Here is a 15,095-nt window from a genome sequence, read left to right on the forward strand (position 1 = left end):
GACCGGTCCCGGACAGGAGAACCGCTGCCGCTACTGGCGTCGGCGGAACCTCCGGCCGAGGTGATCAGGACGTACGAGCCGGGGCCCGGCACGTCGAGACGGTAGCCGCCGTCGGGCCCGGTGACCGCGCGGTCCAGACGGCGTTCCACATCTCCGCCGCCTTCTTGGTGGTCGCCGCCCTCGTCGCCGCGTTTGTACTCAAGCAGAAGGGCGGGGAGAGCGTCGCCGAGGCAGATGCCGCCGTCGGGATGGCGGAAGGATGACGATGCTGCGGCAGCTCGGGTTCCTGACCGGAACTACTGCGCGACGCACTGGACTTGCGAGTGAGCACGGAGACCACCCGCGCCACCCACCTCCTGCGCACCCTGCTCGTCCTGACGAATCTTGAAATCAACCGCTGACAGACGATCTACTCCGGAGACCGCCGCCTCCGACCAGCGTGAGAACCTCGGGAGACCGTCACGCCAGCCCTTTGACCTGTGCCTTCAAGTTGGCGGAGGCTCACTACGAAACGCAGACCCCTCTCGGCGGCAGGGCGGGACTTTGCGGGGCTGGGACGGTGGGGGCGGATGCCCAGTCGCCGACGCCCTGTTTTCTCATTTCCACAAGGTCGAGCTGTCACGGCACTTGCCGGCACTCCAGTGAGGTTTCGTGATCAGGATGATGGTGCCCTCCCGGAGGCTGAACGCCAGGTCTGATTCCCGCCAGCCTCGGGCGCCGGTGGCAGCAATGCTCAACGCCATGAACCGACTTGAAGGAAGCGTGGCCCTGATCACGGGCGGCAGCCGGGGCATCGGTGCCGCTGTGGGGTTGCGGCTGGCCGATGAGGGTGCCGACATCGTCCTGACCTACGAGAACGACGCGGAACGCGCCACCCGGGTGGTCGAGCAGATCAAGGCCAGAGGACGCCGGGCACTGGCCGTCCAGGCCGACAGCGCCGTACCCGAGGCGCTCACCGCCGCGGTGGACGAAGCCGCCGCGATGTTCGGCAGGCTCGACATCCTGGTCAACAACGCCGGTGTGTTCCTCGTCGGCCCACTCGAAACCCTGGGGCCCGCAGAGATCGATCGCACCCTGGCGGTGAACGTCCGGGCGCCGTTCGTAGCGTCCCAGGCGGCAGTGCGTCACATGGGCCAGGGCGGCCGCATCATCAGCATCGGCAGCAATGTCGCCGAGCGTGCGGTCTTCCCCGGACTGGCGTTGTACTCGATGAGCAAGACAGCTCTGATCGGGATGACGAAGGGGCTGGCCCGAGAACTCGGCCCGCGTGGAGTCACCGTCAACCTGGTGCATCCCGGCCCCACCGATACGGACACCAATCCCTCGGACGGCCCGAACGCGGAGGTGATCACCGCCTTCACGGCGGTGGGCCGCTATGCGGAAGCAGCCGAGATCGCGGCCACCGTCGCCCACCTGGCAAGTACGGACGGCTCGTACATCACCGGAGCCTCGATCCACGTAGACGGCGGCTTCACCGCCTGACACACGAACTCGGCCGTCACTGCGGCCTAGCACTCGGAGGACCTGTTCAGGAGTGCTGCGGCGGTTCTTGTCCTCGTCTGTCCGGTGTTCGGACTTGTCCTGGCAGTAGCCGGCGCCTCCTGGGCCGGGCGGGGGATCGCCGCTTCGGGCGTATGCCGCCCTAACGGGGAGCGGTGACGGCGTGAGCGGTTGTGTGGATGAGCAACGCGATCGACCTGAACAGCACGACGACTACAGAGTGTTGGGGGTGAGCGATGCCAAGGGCGGGGTCATGTCTGCCAGTGCACTTTGATGCGGCGGGTCGGGAACGTCCGAGTAATTGTCAAGAGTTGTGGATTCGCTCGACTTTCGACGTTCTGGCAGGCATTGGTTGATCAGCGGCGCTGTCGAGGCTTGCTGTGGCTCGCGGCCGTCAGGCTGGCTCCGTCGCCTGGCGCCGACTGGCGAGGACAACCAGGCCGCCGATGACCGCGAGGCCCATAAGGACGGCACCTAACACCGTGGCACCGCTGGTCAGGCCCACGGCGTCGCTGAGGTAACCGGCGGACACGGGCAGTAGCCCCGCCGGGACGTACCCGCCGACGTTGAGCGCGGCGTTGGCCTCCGCGAGGCGCTGGGGCGGGACGCTGGAGTTGAGCAGCGACAGGCCGCCGAGCTGGCCCATGCCCTGGCCAGCGCCGGCGAGCAGCGCGGAGGCGATGAGGACCGGCACCGACGAGGTGTGCACGGCGACGATCAGCGTGATCATGCTCAGCGTGGTGCTGACCGCGCCGGCCGTGAGGATGGTGCGCCGGTCGAGGCGTTGCACGGCGAACTGCACGCCGGTGGCGGCGAGGAACATGACGAAGGCCATGGCGCCGGCGGCGATCCGGCTGGTGGTGCCGAGCAGGCCTGACAGGAGCGAGGGGCCAAGCGAGAGCATGAAGGAGGTGGCCGTGATGCCGGGCGCGAACACGGTGATGCCGAGGGCGAGTTGGCGGCCGTTGCCGCGCGGCACGCCGGGCACCCGCACCCAGGCGCCCTTCGCGGGCGCCGCGGGACGCTTGAGGGGCATGCGCAGCACGGCAAGCACCGCGGTGAGGAGCAGCACGGCCTCGACGACGAAGACGGTGACGGTCGGCCCGGGCAGCGACTCGGAGAGCACTCCGGCCAGGAGCGGGCCGAGACCGGCACCGAAGACCATCGCGCAGGAGGCGAGTAGGGCGGCGATCCGCTTGCGCTCGGGACCAGCCACGTCGGTCACCGCGGCCATGCCGGCCGAGACGACGGCGCCGACGGCGATTCCGGTGAACAGCCGTGCCACGATCAGCGCGGCCACAGTGGTGGCGGTCGCGAAGATCAGGCAGGCGGCCAAGGCGAGCACCAGGGCGGGTAGCAGCACGGGCTTGCGCCCGAGCCGGTCGGAGACCACTCCGGACACCAGGAGCGAGCCGATGAGCCCGAGGATGTAGAACGCAAACACCACGGTCAGGGTGCCCTTGGAGAAGCCGATGTCGCGCTGCCACAGCACGTACAACGGTGTTGCCGCGTTCGAGAGGACGAAGACGGCCGTGACCGGCCAGGCGGCGAGCCATACCCACCCCAGCGGAGCGGCGGATCCTCCGCCGGGCTCCGCGGTGCCACGTCGTTGCCTCCCGCCGACGGCCTGGACGGGCGCTTTCCGGGTCTCGGACATGACTGTTCCCTCCGACTTCCTGCAGTACGACTTGAGTCGAACTTAGCATGCAGTACGATTGGAGTCGTACAAAGGAATCGAGTCGTGAGGAGCTGCCCATGTCTTCGACTGCGGGCGCCACAGCCGCCATCAAGGTGCTCCCGGCCCCTCCCGGCCTACCCGAACCGCTGCCGGAGCCGACGGTCGAGGAGTTGCGCCTGGAGACCGTTCTCGGGGCGCTCAGCGACCCCTTGCGGCTGACGATCGTCCGCAAACTCCTCCTGGAATCAGAGCAGTTCGACCACTCCTGCGGCTGGTTCGGCTTCGACCGGCCCAAGTCGTCGCTCACGCACCACTTCAAGGCGCTGCGAGAGGCGGGGGTCACGCGCCAGCGCCAGTACGGGCTCGAACGCCGCAGTCACGTACGCATCGACGACCTCAACGCCTGCTTCCCCGGCCTACTCGACCTGGTCGCGGCCTGGGCCCCAGAGGTATGACGAGGCGCCGCTTGACGAACGAAGACAGGCGGGCGGGGGCCACAGCAAGCCCCGACACCGCCGCGCCGCACGGTCACCCGCCTGCCAGAACGGCGGAAGTCAAGGGATTCGTTCATTCATGATCAGGCGGCGGCGGCCTCGGGACGCTCGACTAGCCGGCCGTTCTCGAAGCGGGCCCCAGCGCGGACGAGGGCGACCAGGTGCGGCGCGGTGACCGCGCGCCAGCGGGACTGGGCGGACTCGGCGAGCTTGAACACCATGGCGAGCGCGGCGGCCGGGCTGCCCGCGCCGCGGGTGACCTTGGTCCGGAGCTTGGCCGTGGAGAAGGTCGATTCGATCGGGTTTGTGGTGCACAGGTGGATCCAGTGCTCGGCGGGGAAGTCGTAGAACGCCAGCAGCTCCTCCGCGTCGTTGATGACCTTCGCCACCACTTTGGGCCACTTCGCCTCGTAGGTCTTCGCGAACACCTTCACGGCCTTCTCGGCATGCTCGCGGTCCTCCGCGTTGTAGATCTCCTGCAGCGCCTTCTTCGCTCCCGGCTGGGCGGACTTCGGCAGAGCATTCACGATATTCCGGATCTTATGGACCCGGCAGCGCTGATGCCGAGCGGCGGGGAACACCTCCGCCAGCGCCCGCCACAGCCCCATCGCACCGTCGCCGACGACCAGCTCCGGGTCGCGCATGCCGCGACGCCGGCAGTCGGCCAGCAGGTCCGCCCACGACTCGGTCGACTCGCGCAGCCCCTCCGCCAGCGCGATTAGCTCCTTCGTGCCGTCGATGCGCACTCCCATCAGCACCAGAACACACGAGTGGGCCTGGCTGAGGCGGACCTTGGGGTGCACGCCGTCGGCCCACACGTACACGTAGTCGCTGCCCGACAGGTCGCGCTGCTGGAAGGCGGCGTGGTCGTCGCTCCACTGCTTGGTCAGACGAGTGACGGTCGGCGCGGACAGGCCGGCGGCCGAGCCGAGGAACTGCTCCAGCGCGGGCGCGAAGTCGCCACTGGACAGGCCGTGCAGATACAGCAGCGTCAGTACCTCGCTGACCTTCGGGGACTTGCGGCACCACGGCGGGAGGACCTTGGAGGAGAACCGCTTCCGCTCGCCAGTGGCCGCGTCGACGCGGCGGTCGTTCACCCGCGGCGCGGCCACCTCGATGGCACCGGCGGCGGTGGTCACAGGGCGGGGCCGATGGCGGCCGTTGCGCACCACGAAGCGTCGCCCGTTCCCGTCGCGTTCCGCAGCCAACTCGGCTATGTACTGGTTGACTTCGGCCTCCAGAGCCGCGGCGAGCATGCGGCGGGCGCCCTCACGGACGATCTCGTCGATCAGGGAGCCGGACTCGGTCGAACCGTCGGCGTTCACTACGCTGAGCACAGGCGTGCCTCCCGACCCGTGCTGCAACGCGGGCCTACTCGGTGAGCTTGTTATCGATCACCCGGGAAGGTACGTCCTTTGCGTCCACCCCGAGGACCGATCCACAACTCCTGAGCATTGCTCGGAACGGCCTTCCGATCCTTCCTGTTCTTCATGAGGGTGAAGGTGTACTCCATAGCCGTTGGTGGTGAGAGCCCGCTACCCGGTGACCTCCTGCCGGCCTCAAGCCCTCGAACTCTGGGCGACACCGAGGCCCGTGAGGAACGATGGTGCCGCGAACGGCTCGTGCGATCTCGGCCGGGCGAGGCCTGGAACTTAGGGAGCCGCCTGGTTCGCCCGCGCCGGCGCAAACGCCCGCACGATGGGGAAGGGCAGCGTGATCTGCTGCGGAATGGACCGTGTCGGCCCGGTTGATGAAGATTGCCGCACATGAAGACGGTCTGAGGCAGCCCTACTTGGCCCGTCTGGTGCTGTCGTGGGTGAGGCTGATCCAGCTTGCCTCGGAGGGGATTCAGCGGGTTTCGCCGAGGTTGTCCAGGGCCGCGATGATGTCGGCGGGTTCGGCGCGGGCGGTGTAGTCGGAGTCGACGAAGGCCCAGTGGATCACGCCGTCGCAGGCGATGACGTAGGTGGCGGCCGTCGGCAGTGTGCGGGGGTGGCCGTTGTTGACGCACTGGAGGCCGAAGCCGAGTTTGTCGTAGGTGGCGGCGAGGTCGTCGGGGAGGTCGAAGGCGAGGCCGTACTGCTTGGCGGTGTCCGAGCCGAGGTCGCTGAGCACGTCGAAGGCGAGGCTGTGCTTCTCGGTGAGGGTGAGTGACTCGTCGGGGATCTGCGGGGAGACGCTCACGTTGGCTCCGCGATCGCGCAGCGCCGCGAACAGGGGTCCGGAGCCGCAGCCGGCGTCGAGGATCCGCCGACCGGCCACTTCTCCGGCGAGGACCAGCATCGCGGGCCGCTCGTAGTAGGCATTGATGAGGTTGGTTTCATTTCTCGGCCGTGTACGCCTCGGCGAAACTGTTGTAGTCGTTGACCTTCGGCGGATCCACAGTCACCGCGGGCAGCGAGGTCTGGCCGGTGGAGCTCGCATGCCCTTGGCGTTCGTCAGAGATCATTGTGCGGGAGACGTGTGCTGCACCAGTTCGGTTCCTGGCCGGACCCGATCGCCCTCACAACCTCGAAGATTCAACGAGCCGTTCGTCAAAGCGTCGCGACCACCGTCATGTCATGTGGGCCTCAGGAGCAGGCACGAAGCTTGTTCTTCAACCCGCCGTGTCTGCTGGGGCGTGTATCGAATGTCAGCCCCGCCCCGGTCACGCTGCTTTCGCGTCCTCACCGGCCAGAAACGGATGCAGCAGCGTGAGCAGGGCGTGCGGCCGGTGCAGCGGGATGATGTGGCCGCAGTCTTCGATGGGTGCGGTTCCTTTCGAGGGATAGTTGAGCTGGGAAGACGCTGATTGCCGTGTGGGCGGTGCCGTCGTACTTCTACCGTGGCGAGGTGGAGGTGGGGCGCCATGGTGTCGTTGCCGGAAGAGCTCCAGGCGCGGGAGGCCGCGGCTCGACAACGGGTCGAAGAGCTGCAGGCCGAGGCTGCGGAGTTGGCTGTCCGACTGGAGAAGGCACGGGCTGATCTGTCGCGGTTGGAGATCACGCGGGAGACCGTCGCCCAGGTACTGGCGGAGTTGTCGGCCGCGGAGCAAGCGCCGGAGGCAGAGGCGCGCGATGCGCCGGAACCCCGGGAAGCGCCGGCGCCTCACGGCATCGGGGTGATGGCGGTGCCGCCGTGGCGGGAGGGCCTGGTCGTTCAGGTGCTGCCGGATGTGTACCGGGACATCGTGGAGATCGTCGCTGATGCTCCAGGTCCGTTGCAGGCCAAGCAGATCGTGCCGCGGATCGGGCTGGAGGCCACCACGGCGAAGATCGAGGGGACCCGGGGGAAGCTGAAGCGTCTGGTGGTGCGGGGCTGGCTGGACGAGGAGGCGCCGGGACGGTTCACCCTCGCCCGCCACGATGGGGACGCCGACCACGTCAACTCCGGGTGACCAAGGGGCTCTTCTCCGTAGATTCGAAGGTGCCAACCGAACGAACCGTAAGAAGAGCTGAAGAAGAGCCCCAGATGGAACCCTATGACGCCTTATCCGGGCCTGGTGCCTATGCCGCCTCCCGTGGTGCCTTCGAACGCCTCGTCTCGACGCTGGCCGGCGCCCCGGCGCGGGGTATGGCCCACGACGAGCTGGAGGAACTGCTCGAACAGCAAGGACGGGAGCTGCTGCGGCAGTTGATGCAGGATCACCTCGACCTGCGGGCGAGGACGGAAGACGCGGCGGCCCGCATCAGCGCGGGGCGGGCGGCGGTGCACGGGCCGGAAGGACAGGCGCGGACCTGGCGGGAGAGCAACCACCCCCGCTGGCTGACCTGCGTGTTCGGGCCGGTGCGGGTGAACAGGATCGCCTATCGCGGCCGGGGCCTGTCCAACGTGCACCCGGCCGACGAAGCGTTGTCGCTGCCTGCTGGCCGGCACTCCCGCGGACTTGCCCGGCTCGCGGTCCTGGAAGCGGTCCGCGGCTCGTTCGACCAGGCCCAGGCCGCGATCGAGCGACGCTGCGGAAGAGTGCTGGGCAAGCGTCGTCTCGAAGAGCTGGTGGTCGCCGCGGCCGTCGACATCGCCGCCTACTACACGGTGAAGATCCCCACCCCCTGCACCCGCGAGATGCCGCTGGTCCTCCAGGTCGACGGCAAGGGCGTGGTGATGCGCCCCGAAGCCCTGCGCGAGGCCACCCGCCGGGCCGCGGCCAAGAGTGCGGCCGCCGGACGGCGCGGGCGGCTGGCTCCCGGAGAGAAGCCCAACCGCAAGCGCATGGTGACGGTGGCCTGCGTCTTCGACACCGCGCCCGCCCCGCGCCGGCCGCACGACATCGTGCATCCGCCCGGCGGCCGCAGCGAGAACCGGCCCGCAAGGCCGGGCCCGACAGCACAGCACAAATGGTGCACTGCCTCAGTGATCCATCCCCCAGAACGCGTCGTCGCCGATGCCTTCGACCAGGCCGAGGCCCGCGACCCGCAGCATCTGCGGGACTGGATCGTGCTCGTCGACGGCGCCCGCCACCAACTCGACCTGATCCAGGACGAAGCCGCCCGCCGCAGCATCCGCCTCAACGTCCTGCTCGACTTCGTCCACGTCGCCGAGTACTGCTGGACGGCCGCCCACGCCTTCCACCCGCCCGGCAGCCGCGAGGCCGAGACCTGGGCCGCGGACAAACTCACCGCGATCCTCGCCGGACACGCCGGCCGAGCCGCCGCCGAGATGACCGCCCAGGCCGCAGCCGAACAGATTCCCGCCGTCCGCCGCGAGGCAGTTACCACCTGCCACCGCTACCTCACCGGCCACCTCGACCAGCTCCACTACGACACCGCCCTCGCAGCCGGCTGGCCCATCGCCACCGGCGCCGTCGAAGGCGCATGCCGCCACCTGATCGCCGACCGCCTCGACATCACCGGCGCCCGCTGGGGACTGGACGGGGCCGAAGCCATCCTCCGACTCCGCGCACTGATCACGAACGGCGACTTCGAGGACTACTGGATCTTCCACGCGGCCCGTGAACATCAACGCCTCTACCCCAGCCCCGACCTGCAGAACTACAGCCTTACTGCTTGATCCCGACCGTCACTTCAGAGGAACCGCACCCCAGCAGAATACGGGCAACATGCTCGCCTTCTTCCACATCTGTGAGGCCACCGGCAGCGGTTGGCAGGTCGACAGTCGCTACTGGGCGGAGAAGGTCCAGCCCCACGGTGAAAGGGACCTCCAGGCGTACGCCGAGGACCGGGTGCGGGCCCTACTGTCAAGCAAGCCGCGGAGGAGGCAGAGGCGGCCCACCTGGGGCTGATCGCGGAGGTCGAGGAGGAACTGTTCAGTCGCTACAGGAACGCGGCCCCGGAGACTGAAGCCGGCGCCAAGACCGCGCTCGCCGCGTTCGAATTCGACGGCTCCGTTTCGACACCACCGGCTGGGAGTTTCACCGAGTACGACTACTGGTTCATCTACACCTGCCAGGCCATCGCCTGGACCGTGGCCCAGTACGACGCCGCGCCCCTTCGGCCTGTCCCCACACACGGCCATGCAGTACCTGCGCGCCGCCCATCCCGGACGCTACGGCCCCAGCCACCCGCAGTGAATGAACCCCCACATGGCCGAGACTAAGCTCCCCGACCCTAATCAGGACCCAGGTACGGGGCCCACCTCCAGGTCGGCCCGGCTATTTCCCGAGCCTGTGGCGCCGTCTGCACCAGACCCGGGCCATGGTCAGCCACCACCGACTTCGCGGCAACCCACAACCGCCGCGCCTGCGGCCCTGGGAACGCCACCGACCGATCCCACCGATCACTGATCCTCAAGATCTCCGGATGTAGTACCGGTACGGTGTCGAGAGGCGATCGTGTCGGCCGAGTTTCCCGTAGCTCGGGGAATGTACCCGAACCCGTAGGGATCTACTTAGTTTTACGGATGTCGGCTGACCACGGCCTCAACGATGGTGAGTTCCACCCGGCGGGACGCCGTCTTCGGCGCCCGGGGCACTTCAGGGAGGAACTCGTGCTTGACGCTCTCGCCGAGGCATTCGCGGACGAGCAGCACTACGCTCCTCTCGCGGCGATAGCGGACCCGGGCCTGCGCTTCGCGCCCAGCCGGGTGCCGGCCGGCGGGTGGGGAACGGACCAGGAGATCACCCGAATGTCGTGCCTGAGGGAAGCCGGTCTGCACGCCGGACTCGCCGGGCCGGCGTACTTCCTCGCCGACCACGCCGAACTGGCCGGTGGCGAGACCCGCCGCCACGACGCGGTCCGGACCGCCACCGGCCTGCTGAAGTACGCCATCCCGCACACTCATGGCGTCCTCTTCCTCGGCAAAGGTTCGCACCGCTTCAGCGCCGATTTGTACCAGCGGAGGGGCCGGGGCGCTGATTGGCACTGCACCGCGTCCTGCGCGCTCCGGGTGACGAGCTGTTCACCTTGAACAGCGTCGCGCAGCCCCCGCTGCCGCTGTCATGACGTCAGAACGCCCGATTCGCCACACACAGAAAGAGCAGGTGATCGCATATGAAACGGACGTGGCGGATTGCGGGACGGGCGAAGGGCGAGTGGCTGTGAGTCCGGTGATCGCAGATCGGTGGAGGTCGGCCGTCCGGCCGGGGGTGGACGGCCGCCTCCGGGACATCCTCTGGCCCGCGTCCTTCCCGAATGCGCCCCGGGCCCGTGTCTATGCGCACGCGCTTGCCGCGCTGGTGGTCGTCACGGCGGTGTGCGCGACGTTCAGCGGCTTCTACTGGGCTGACGACCCCCAGGTCAGCGAGTACCGCGCGGGCCTGCGAGGGGTGACGCTGGCGATGGCAGTGCCAGCGCTGGGGATGGCAGTTCCGCTGCTGCTGATGTGCGTCCTGCTGGCCGGCGCCCTGCGGACCTGGCCCAGGGCGCCGCACCGGGCGCTGCCCGCTGTGGCCTGGACAGCGATGGTCGCGACCTTCCTGTGGTGGTCGTGGTGGCGTGACGGGCATGGAAACATGGGCGTGGCGGTGCTTCTTGTCCTGACGTGCGCCCTGCTCGCCCGGATTCTGCTGGCTGGCGGGGTGCAGTATCCGGTGCTGGCAGCCGTGGCCTGGATGTCATCGGCGCTCATGACCTTCCTGGTGCTGCTGTTCACCTCGTTGACGAACGACAGCGACTACTGCACGGCGAACGAGGCCGTGCATCCGGTGTCGGCGAATGTGGTGCTCCTGTGCGTGTTGGCGGCACTGGCCGCCGGATCCTTGGCGGGGTGGGTCGCGTGGCTGCTCTCGCGTCGCAGGGCGCGGCCGTTGGTGCTGTACGCAATATGGCTCGCCACGATCGCCGCGACAGTCGTACTGACCCTGGCACCGCCGCTCCATGCGGCTCAGACCTGCGGCCCGTCCGGGATCGGCTGAGCTTGTTCTTTTTCTTCCGGCCTCGAATGGCGTCTCGAACTGGGTTGCTCACCTGGGGATTCTTCACGGCAGTGGACTCAGCCGCGGACACAGCCACCGCCTCGACCAACTCCTCCCGCGCGATCACCCGCCAGTCCAGCTCGATCTCCGCAGCCTCCAACACCCCGGCCAGCCGAGCGACTTCCTCCCGCAGACCCTCCACCCGCACACGGGCAGCCGCCTCCCGCTCCTCCAGCATTCCCAGCACCGACGCCAGCGCGCACTCCTCGGCCATGAAGCGAACACACGACGCCGCATCCCTGCCTCACCCCGAGCGACACCATGCCTGACCAGCAGAAATCATGGATGCCTACTCGACGTCACCACCGACTACGGGCCAGAGGCACTCGTCTGACAGACCCCACGCCAGTCGAATACGGCCTTGGATGCCGGTGTCTCCGATAAGAATGCCGCTGAGGGCAGCGGCGTCGATAGAGTGCCGTCATGCCGTATTGGCCGACGGCGCTCCAACTCGGCGGGCGCCCGACGACGGGCACGGGACCCCGGGAAGCGGTCCGACAGTTTTCCAGCCCTACGAAGCTGGCGTGAACTCGCGTGGCAGGGGGCCGACTTCACCTAGGGAGCAGTGCAGACATGCCGAAGGGGTATGCCCAGTGGGGGAACGTTCTCTTCTGTCAATCCCCTCGGACTGTGGAGATCTTCTAAGCGGCCAGCTCCAAGGCGGAGTTGGCTCGGTGGTCGTGTTCGTAGTCGATCGGACTCCGGTAACCGCACACGCTGTGTAGTCGGTGTGTGTTGTAGAAGGCGGTGATCCAGGTCGCGATCCTCAGGCGGGCCTCGGTGCGGGTGGCGAAGGTGTGCCGATGGACGTACTCGACCTTGAGTACGCTGTTGAACGCCTCGCTGACGGCGTTGTCGAAACACGACCCGACCCGGCCCATGGACTGCGTCACGCCCAGACGCCGGCAGGCCCAGCGGAAGCGCCGGGACACATATTCGCTGCCCCTGTCGCTGTGGAAGATGACGCCCTTGACGTCGCCGCCACGGGTGGCCGCGGCCATGTTCAAGGACGCAACGACGAGTTCTGCGTCGTGACGTGCACCCATCGCGTAGCCGAGCAGGCGGCGCGAGAACAGGTCGATGACGGTGGCCAGATACAGCTTGCCCTCACCGGTGGCGATCTCCGTCATGTCGCCACACCACACCTGATCTGGAGCGTCGGCGGTGAAGTCGCGGCGGACAAAGTCCGCGAACGCGGGCCGTTTGCCGGGGCGGGTCAGCCCGCCCCGTCGGCGGATCTTCCGTCCGGCCAGGCCGAGTTCGGCCATGAGACGCGCGACGGTGTTCACCGAGACGCGCCAGCCGGCGCGGATCAGGAGGAGCCAGACCTTCGGAGAACCGTAGGTGCCGCCGGACTTCTCGAAGATCTGTCGGATCGCGTCGGCCAACTGTCCTCGCCGCACTTCACGAGCGGTGGTGGGCTTGTCGCGCCACTTGTAGAACCAGGACTCCGACACTCCCAGAACCCGGCAGGCCAGGCGGTGCGGGACGTGGTGCTCGGCCCTCTGGTTACCGATGAACGCGGCCAGGGCGGCCGGGTCCGTTCCGGTCACTTCACCCAGAGGACCATGCATCGCTTGAGGACATCACGCTCCATCTCCAGCTCGCGGATCCGCTTGTTCTTCTCCGCCGCATCCCGCCGCAGCCGCTCCAACTCGGCCCGCTCGGCTTCGCGCAGCCGCCCGCCCGGTGCGGGCTCGGCAGGCTGGTCGGACGACGCCGACCCGTTGCGCCGCCACCGTGACACCCAGCTGTGTAGCGTGCCGGAATGCACACCGAGCTCCTCGGCGACCTCCGGGATCGGCCTGCCCGTCTCGATCACAATGCGTACAGCACCCTCACGAAACTCAGGCGTGTACGTGCGTTGCTTGGACCCCATGAACCCCAACTTCCCCTGCAATCACGGACTCCACGCTAAGAGGGGAGGGACAGCCCGGCCGATGAGGGACACGGCCGATGAGAGCTCCCCCAGCATGCCACTGCCCCAGGCAACTCAACAACGAGCGTTGCCTCCAGGCCGTCGGGCAGTTCCCTGCCCGACGCCGCGGACGGGAGCTTGCCGATGCCCCACACGGCAATCAGCGTCTTCCCAGCTCAACTATCCCTCGAAAGGAACCGCACCCAACTCCGACTTACCCGACCGATGACCGCCGACCTCCGCCGCCCCTGGGAGAAGCCGACCGAGCCCGGCCGTCTCATCCCGGCCCAGATCCGCAGGGGGTTCAGAAACCTCCGCCCACAGCTTGCAAACCCGGCTCGTGCCCCGAAACCCAACCGGCCCGGTCCCGGACGCCCGCTCAGCTGGAAGAACGGGCATCGCGCCACGCGCTACGAAGTGGGCAAGACGGCCAGACGCGCAGGCGCCATCGCCGAACGCAACCAGGTCAGACCCTGAAGAACAAGCCAGGCGAGAGCGGGCAACGTTCGTCGACGGTTTTGGACAGCACTGAGCGATCAGTCAGCTCGAAAATGTCGATGAGACCTGGCAACGCCGGCGCTCGACCGGGAGGGACGGCGCCGAACGCTCGTACGGGTCCGTGCGAGGATCGCGACGTGAACGATCTGCACTTCCGCCTTGCCGGCGTCGCCGACCTCGCCACTCTCGTTCGTCTGCGCGACGACGCTGCCCGCTGGATGCTCGCCCAGGGAATCACCGGCCAGTGGCAGCCCGGCCAACTGGACGAGGAGCACTTCCGTAAGACCATGGCGAATGGTGAGGTCTGGCTCGCCCAGGCCGACGGCCGGGTGATCGGAGCCTGGGAACTGTGGTGGGAAGACGAGGATGCCTGGGGACCGCAGCCGCCGGTGGCCGGCTACGTGCATCGGCTGATGGTGGACCGCAGCAGGGCCACGCCGGGGACGGGGCGTTTTCTGCTGCGTGCTGCGGAGCGCCGCGTTGCTGCGGAGGGGCGGGCGTTCGTGCGTCTGGACTGCCTGGCTGGCAACGCGCGCCTGAACACCTACTACCTGAACGCCGGTTACCGGGTCGTCGGCCAGAAAGCAGATAAGCCGCAGCCGGGCGGTGTACCCAAGTCGTTCACGCTCCTGGAGAAAACCTGCGGGCCGACAGCGGGCGGCTGAGCGGACGTGGCCAGGGGACACGTCGGGCGGATCCGCCTGGGGAAATGAGCGGCGGGGTCCCCCTGGTACGCGGTACGGTGCGCCGATGTCAGCGATCAAGAAGTTCCAAGTCACCTTTGACTGCGCAGAACCTGAGCGCCTCGCTCGCTTCTGGTGCGAAGTGTTGGGGTACGTCACCCCGCCGCCACCGGAGGGGTACACCACCTGGGACGATTTCAACCGCACCCTGCCCCCTGAGAAGCAGGGATCATGGTTCGCCTGCAGTGATCCCTCAGGTGTGGGCCCGCGCCTGTACTTCCAGCGCGTTCCCGAGGGGAAGATCGTCAAGAATCGGGTCCATCTCGACGTCCGGGTCGGCACCGGGCTTGTGGGGGACGAGCGCCTCGCCACGCTCGAAGCCGAGTGCGCACGACTGGTCGCGCTCGGCGCGACCCATGTGCAAACGCTGTACGCCGATGAGGAAAACGAGTCGTGCATCCCGATGCTGGACATCGAGGGCAACGAGTTCTGTATCGACTGAACGCTCTCCGAGCCGGGGAGGTGGGGAGCCGCCTCCCTCGGGCCTCTCTGGTCCCGCATGGGGAGGGAGTTAGCTCATGAGGGCGAGGTGGTGCATCCGGGCGATGCCGAGCAGGATCTTCCATGCCTTCATCCGCGCGAAGACGTGCTCAACGCGTGTCCGGACCTTGCAGTGGGAGACGTGGCTCTGACCGGGTCGCTCGGACGGCGATCCGCCGGGATTCCTGGTGGGAAGGGTTGTCGGTCCGGGCTTTGGCGTGCAGGTACAGGGTGCACCGGCGGTTGGTGCGCGAGGTGTTGTGCTCGTCGTGGCCGTCCTCGCGGAAGGGGCTGGCGCGTCATGCTTCCGCGCTCGGCTCGTCTCGAACGAAAGCTTCAGGAAAGCGCACGTGTTCCGGCGGACCTGGCCAGGTGCTGCCGCAACCTCACGGTTTCGAGGGTGCCGAGGAGGCCGGCCGGTCGCCTCGACACT

Annotated in this window: 13 protein-coding genes and 4 pseudogenes; 9 read left to right on the forward strand and 8 right to left on the reverse strand. The window is 68.0% G+C overall.

What is annotated here, in order from left to right; genetic code table 11:
* Window positions 1-741 precede the first annotated feature (741 nt).
* Window positions 742-1,482 carry an SDR family NAD(P)-dependent oxidoreductase gene (locus EDD90_RS51525; protein WP_221305167.1) on the forward strand — a complete coding sequence of 247 codons (741 nt, stop codon included), beginning with the start codon at window positions 742-744 and terminating at the stop codon, window positions 1,480-1,482.
* A gap of 412 nt (window positions 1,483-1,894) precedes the next feature.
* On the opposite strand, the gene EDD90_RS51530 is transcribed toward EDD90_RS51525, so the two are convergent.
* On the reverse strand, window positions 1,895-3,157 hold the full coding sequence (locus EDD90_RS51530) for an MFS transporter (protein WP_123980244.1): 1,263 nt from the start codon (window positions 3,155-3,157) through the stop codon (window positions 1,895-1,897).
* Between the two features lie 98 nt (window positions 3,158-3,255).
* Between EDD90_RS51530 and EDD90_RS51535 the strand changes: the two genes are divergently transcribed.
* The gene (locus tag EDD90_RS51535) at window positions 3,256-3,633 is read left to right on the forward strand and encodes a helix-turn-helix transcriptional regulator (RefSeq protein ID WP_123980246.1); all 378 of its coding nucleotides are present in this window, start codon (window positions 3,256-3,258) and stop codon (window positions 3,631-3,633) included.
* 122 nt (window positions 3,634-3,755) lie between these two features.
* On the opposite strand, the gene EDD90_RS51540 is transcribed toward EDD90_RS51535, so the two are convergent.
* The 4 genes and pseudogenes from EDD90_RS51540 to EDD90_RS58155 all read right to left on the reverse strand — a co-directional run.
* Entirely contained in the window at window positions 3,756-5,009 is a 1,254-nt protein-coding gene (locus EDD90_RS51540) for an IS256 family transposase (protein ID WP_123980248.1), read from the reverse strand.
* 511 nt (window positions 5,010-5,520) lie between these two features.
* Window positions 5,521-5,880, reverse strand: a pseudogene (locus EDD90_RS51545) (AhpC/TSA family protein); the annotation flags it as partial.
* A 112-nt stretch (window positions 5,881-5,992) separates the two neighbouring features.
* Entirely contained in the window at window positions 5,993-6,121 is a 129-nt protein-coding gene (locus tag EDD90_RS58150) for a hypothetical protein (protein ID WP_260328612.1), read from the reverse strand.
* Between the two features lie 198 nt (window positions 6,122-6,319).
* A pseudogene (locus EDD90_RS58155) lies at window positions 6,320-6,418 on the reverse strand (alpha/beta hydrolase); the annotation flags it as partial.
* A 102-nt stretch (window positions 6,419-6,520) separates the two neighbouring features.
* Between EDD90_RS58155 and EDD90_RS51555 the strand changes: the two are divergent.
* The 4 genes from EDD90_RS51555 (at window position 6,521) to EDD90_RS56115 (ending at window position 10,963) form a co-directional block, all read left to right on the forward strand.
* A complete protein-coding gene (locus EDD90_RS51555) occupies window positions 6,521-7,048 on the forward strand; it encodes a hypothetical protein (RefSeq protein WP_123980250.1) in 528 nt (175 codons plus the stop codon).
* Between the two features lie 74 nt (window positions 7,049-7,122).
* Entirely contained in the window at window positions 7,123-8,661 is a 1,539-nt protein-coding gene (locus tag EDD90_RS51560) for an ISKra4 family transposase (RefSeq protein WP_123980252.1), read from the forward strand.
* Window positions 8,662-9,597: 936 nt separating this feature from the next.
* Window positions 9,598-10,017, forward strand: a complete 420-nt coding sequence (locus tag EDD90_RS51565; protein ID WP_123980254.1) for a hypothetical protein — start codon at window positions 9,598-9,600, stop codon at window positions 10,015-10,017.
* Between the two features lie 139 nt (window positions 10,018-10,156).
* On the forward strand, window positions 10,157-10,963 hold the full coding sequence (locus tag EDD90_RS56115; RefSeq protein ID WP_185149715.1) for a hypothetical protein: 807 nt from the start codon (window positions 10,157-10,159) through the stop codon (window positions 10,961-10,963).
* Between the two features lie 701 nt (window positions 10,964-11,664).
* Here EDD90_RS56115 and EDD90_RS51580 read toward each other — a convergent pair.
* Together EDD90_RS51580 and EDD90_RS51585 are read right to left on the reverse strand one after the other, a co-directional pair.
* On the reverse strand, window positions 11,665-12,576 hold the full coding sequence (locus tag EDD90_RS51580) for an IS3 family transposase (RefSeq protein WP_221305076.1): 912 nt from the start codon (window positions 12,574-12,576) through the stop codon (window positions 11,665-11,667).
* Window positions 12,573-12,902: a transposase gene (locus tag EDD90_RS51585; RefSeq protein WP_123972376.1), complete on the reverse strand. Its 330-nt coding sequence runs from the start codon at window positions 12,900-12,902 to the stop codon at window positions 12,573-12,575. The genes EDD90_RS51580 and EDD90_RS51585 overlap by 4 nt, the downstream gene beginning before the upstream one ends.
* A 240-nt stretch (window positions 12,903-13,142) precedes the next feature.
* Here EDD90_RS51585 and EDD90_RS58160 point away from each other — a divergent pair.
* The 3 genes and pseudogenes from EDD90_RS58160 to EDD90_RS51600 all read left to right on the forward strand — a co-directional run.
* Window positions 13,143-13,418: pseudogene (locus EDD90_RS58160) on the forward strand (transposase); the annotation flags it as partial.
* Window positions 13,419-13,576: 158 nt separating this feature from the next.
* On the forward strand, window positions 13,577-14,104 hold the full coding sequence (locus tag EDD90_RS51595; RefSeq protein WP_123980256.1) for a GNAT family N-acetyltransferase: 528 nt from the start codon (window positions 13,577-13,579) through the stop codon (window positions 14,102-14,104).
* An 85-nt stretch (window positions 14,105-14,189) separates the two neighbouring features.
* Window positions 14,190-14,624, forward strand: coding sequence for a VOC family protein (locus EDD90_RS51600; RefSeq protein ID WP_123980258.1), 435 nt, complete (start codon window positions 14,190-14,192; stop codon window positions 14,622-14,624).
* A 69-nt stretch (window positions 14,625-14,693) separates the two neighbouring features.
* Here EDD90_RS51600 and EDD90_RS59300 read toward each other — a convergent pair.
* A pseudogene (locus EDD90_RS59300) lies at window positions 14,694-14,801 on the reverse strand (IS5/IS1182 family transposase); the annotation flags it as partial.
* Window positions 14,802-15,095: the final 294 nt, after the last annotated feature.

The organism is Streptomyces sp. Ag109_O5-1, assembly GCF_003814875.1.
GTDB lineage: Bacteria > Actinomycetota > Actinomycetes > Streptomycetales > Streptomycetaceae > Streptomyces > Streptomyces sasae.

Excerpts from the sequence above, each read along its gene's own strand:
- EDD90_RS51525 (WP_221305167.1), top strand. The coding sequence starts at position 742 with ATGAACCGACTTGAAGGAAGCGTGGCCCTGATCACGGGCGGCAGCCGG.
- EDD90_RS51530 (WP_123980244.1), bottom strand. The coding sequence starts at position 3,157 with ATGTCCGAGACCCGGAAAGCGCCCGTCCAGGCCGTCGGCGGGAGGCAA.
- EDD90_RS51535 (WP_123980246.1), top strand. The coding sequence starts at position 3,256 with ATGTCTTCGACTGCGGGCGCCACAGCCGCCATCAAGGTGCTCCCGGCC.
- EDD90_RS58150 (WP_260328612.1), bottom strand. The coding sequence starts at position 6,121 with ATGATCTCTGACGAACGCCAAGGGCATGCGAGCTCCACCGGCCAGACC.
- EDD90_RS51555 (WP_123980250.1), top strand. The coding sequence starts at position 6,521 with ATGGTGTCGTTGCCGGAAGAGCTCCAGGCGCGGGAGGCCGCGGCTCGA.
- EDD90_RS51560 (WP_123980252.1), top strand. The coding sequence starts at position 7,123 with ATGGAACCCTATGACGCCTTATCCGGGCCTGGTGCCTATGCCGCCTCC.
- EDD90_RS51585 (WP_123972376.1), bottom strand. The coding sequence starts at position 12,902 with ATGGGGTCCAAGCAACGCACGTACACGCCTGAGTTTCGTGAGGGTGCT.
- EDD90_RS51600 (WP_123980258.1), top strand. The coding sequence starts at position 14,190 with ATGTCAGCGATCAAGAAGTTCCAAGTCACCTTTGACTGCGCAGAACCT.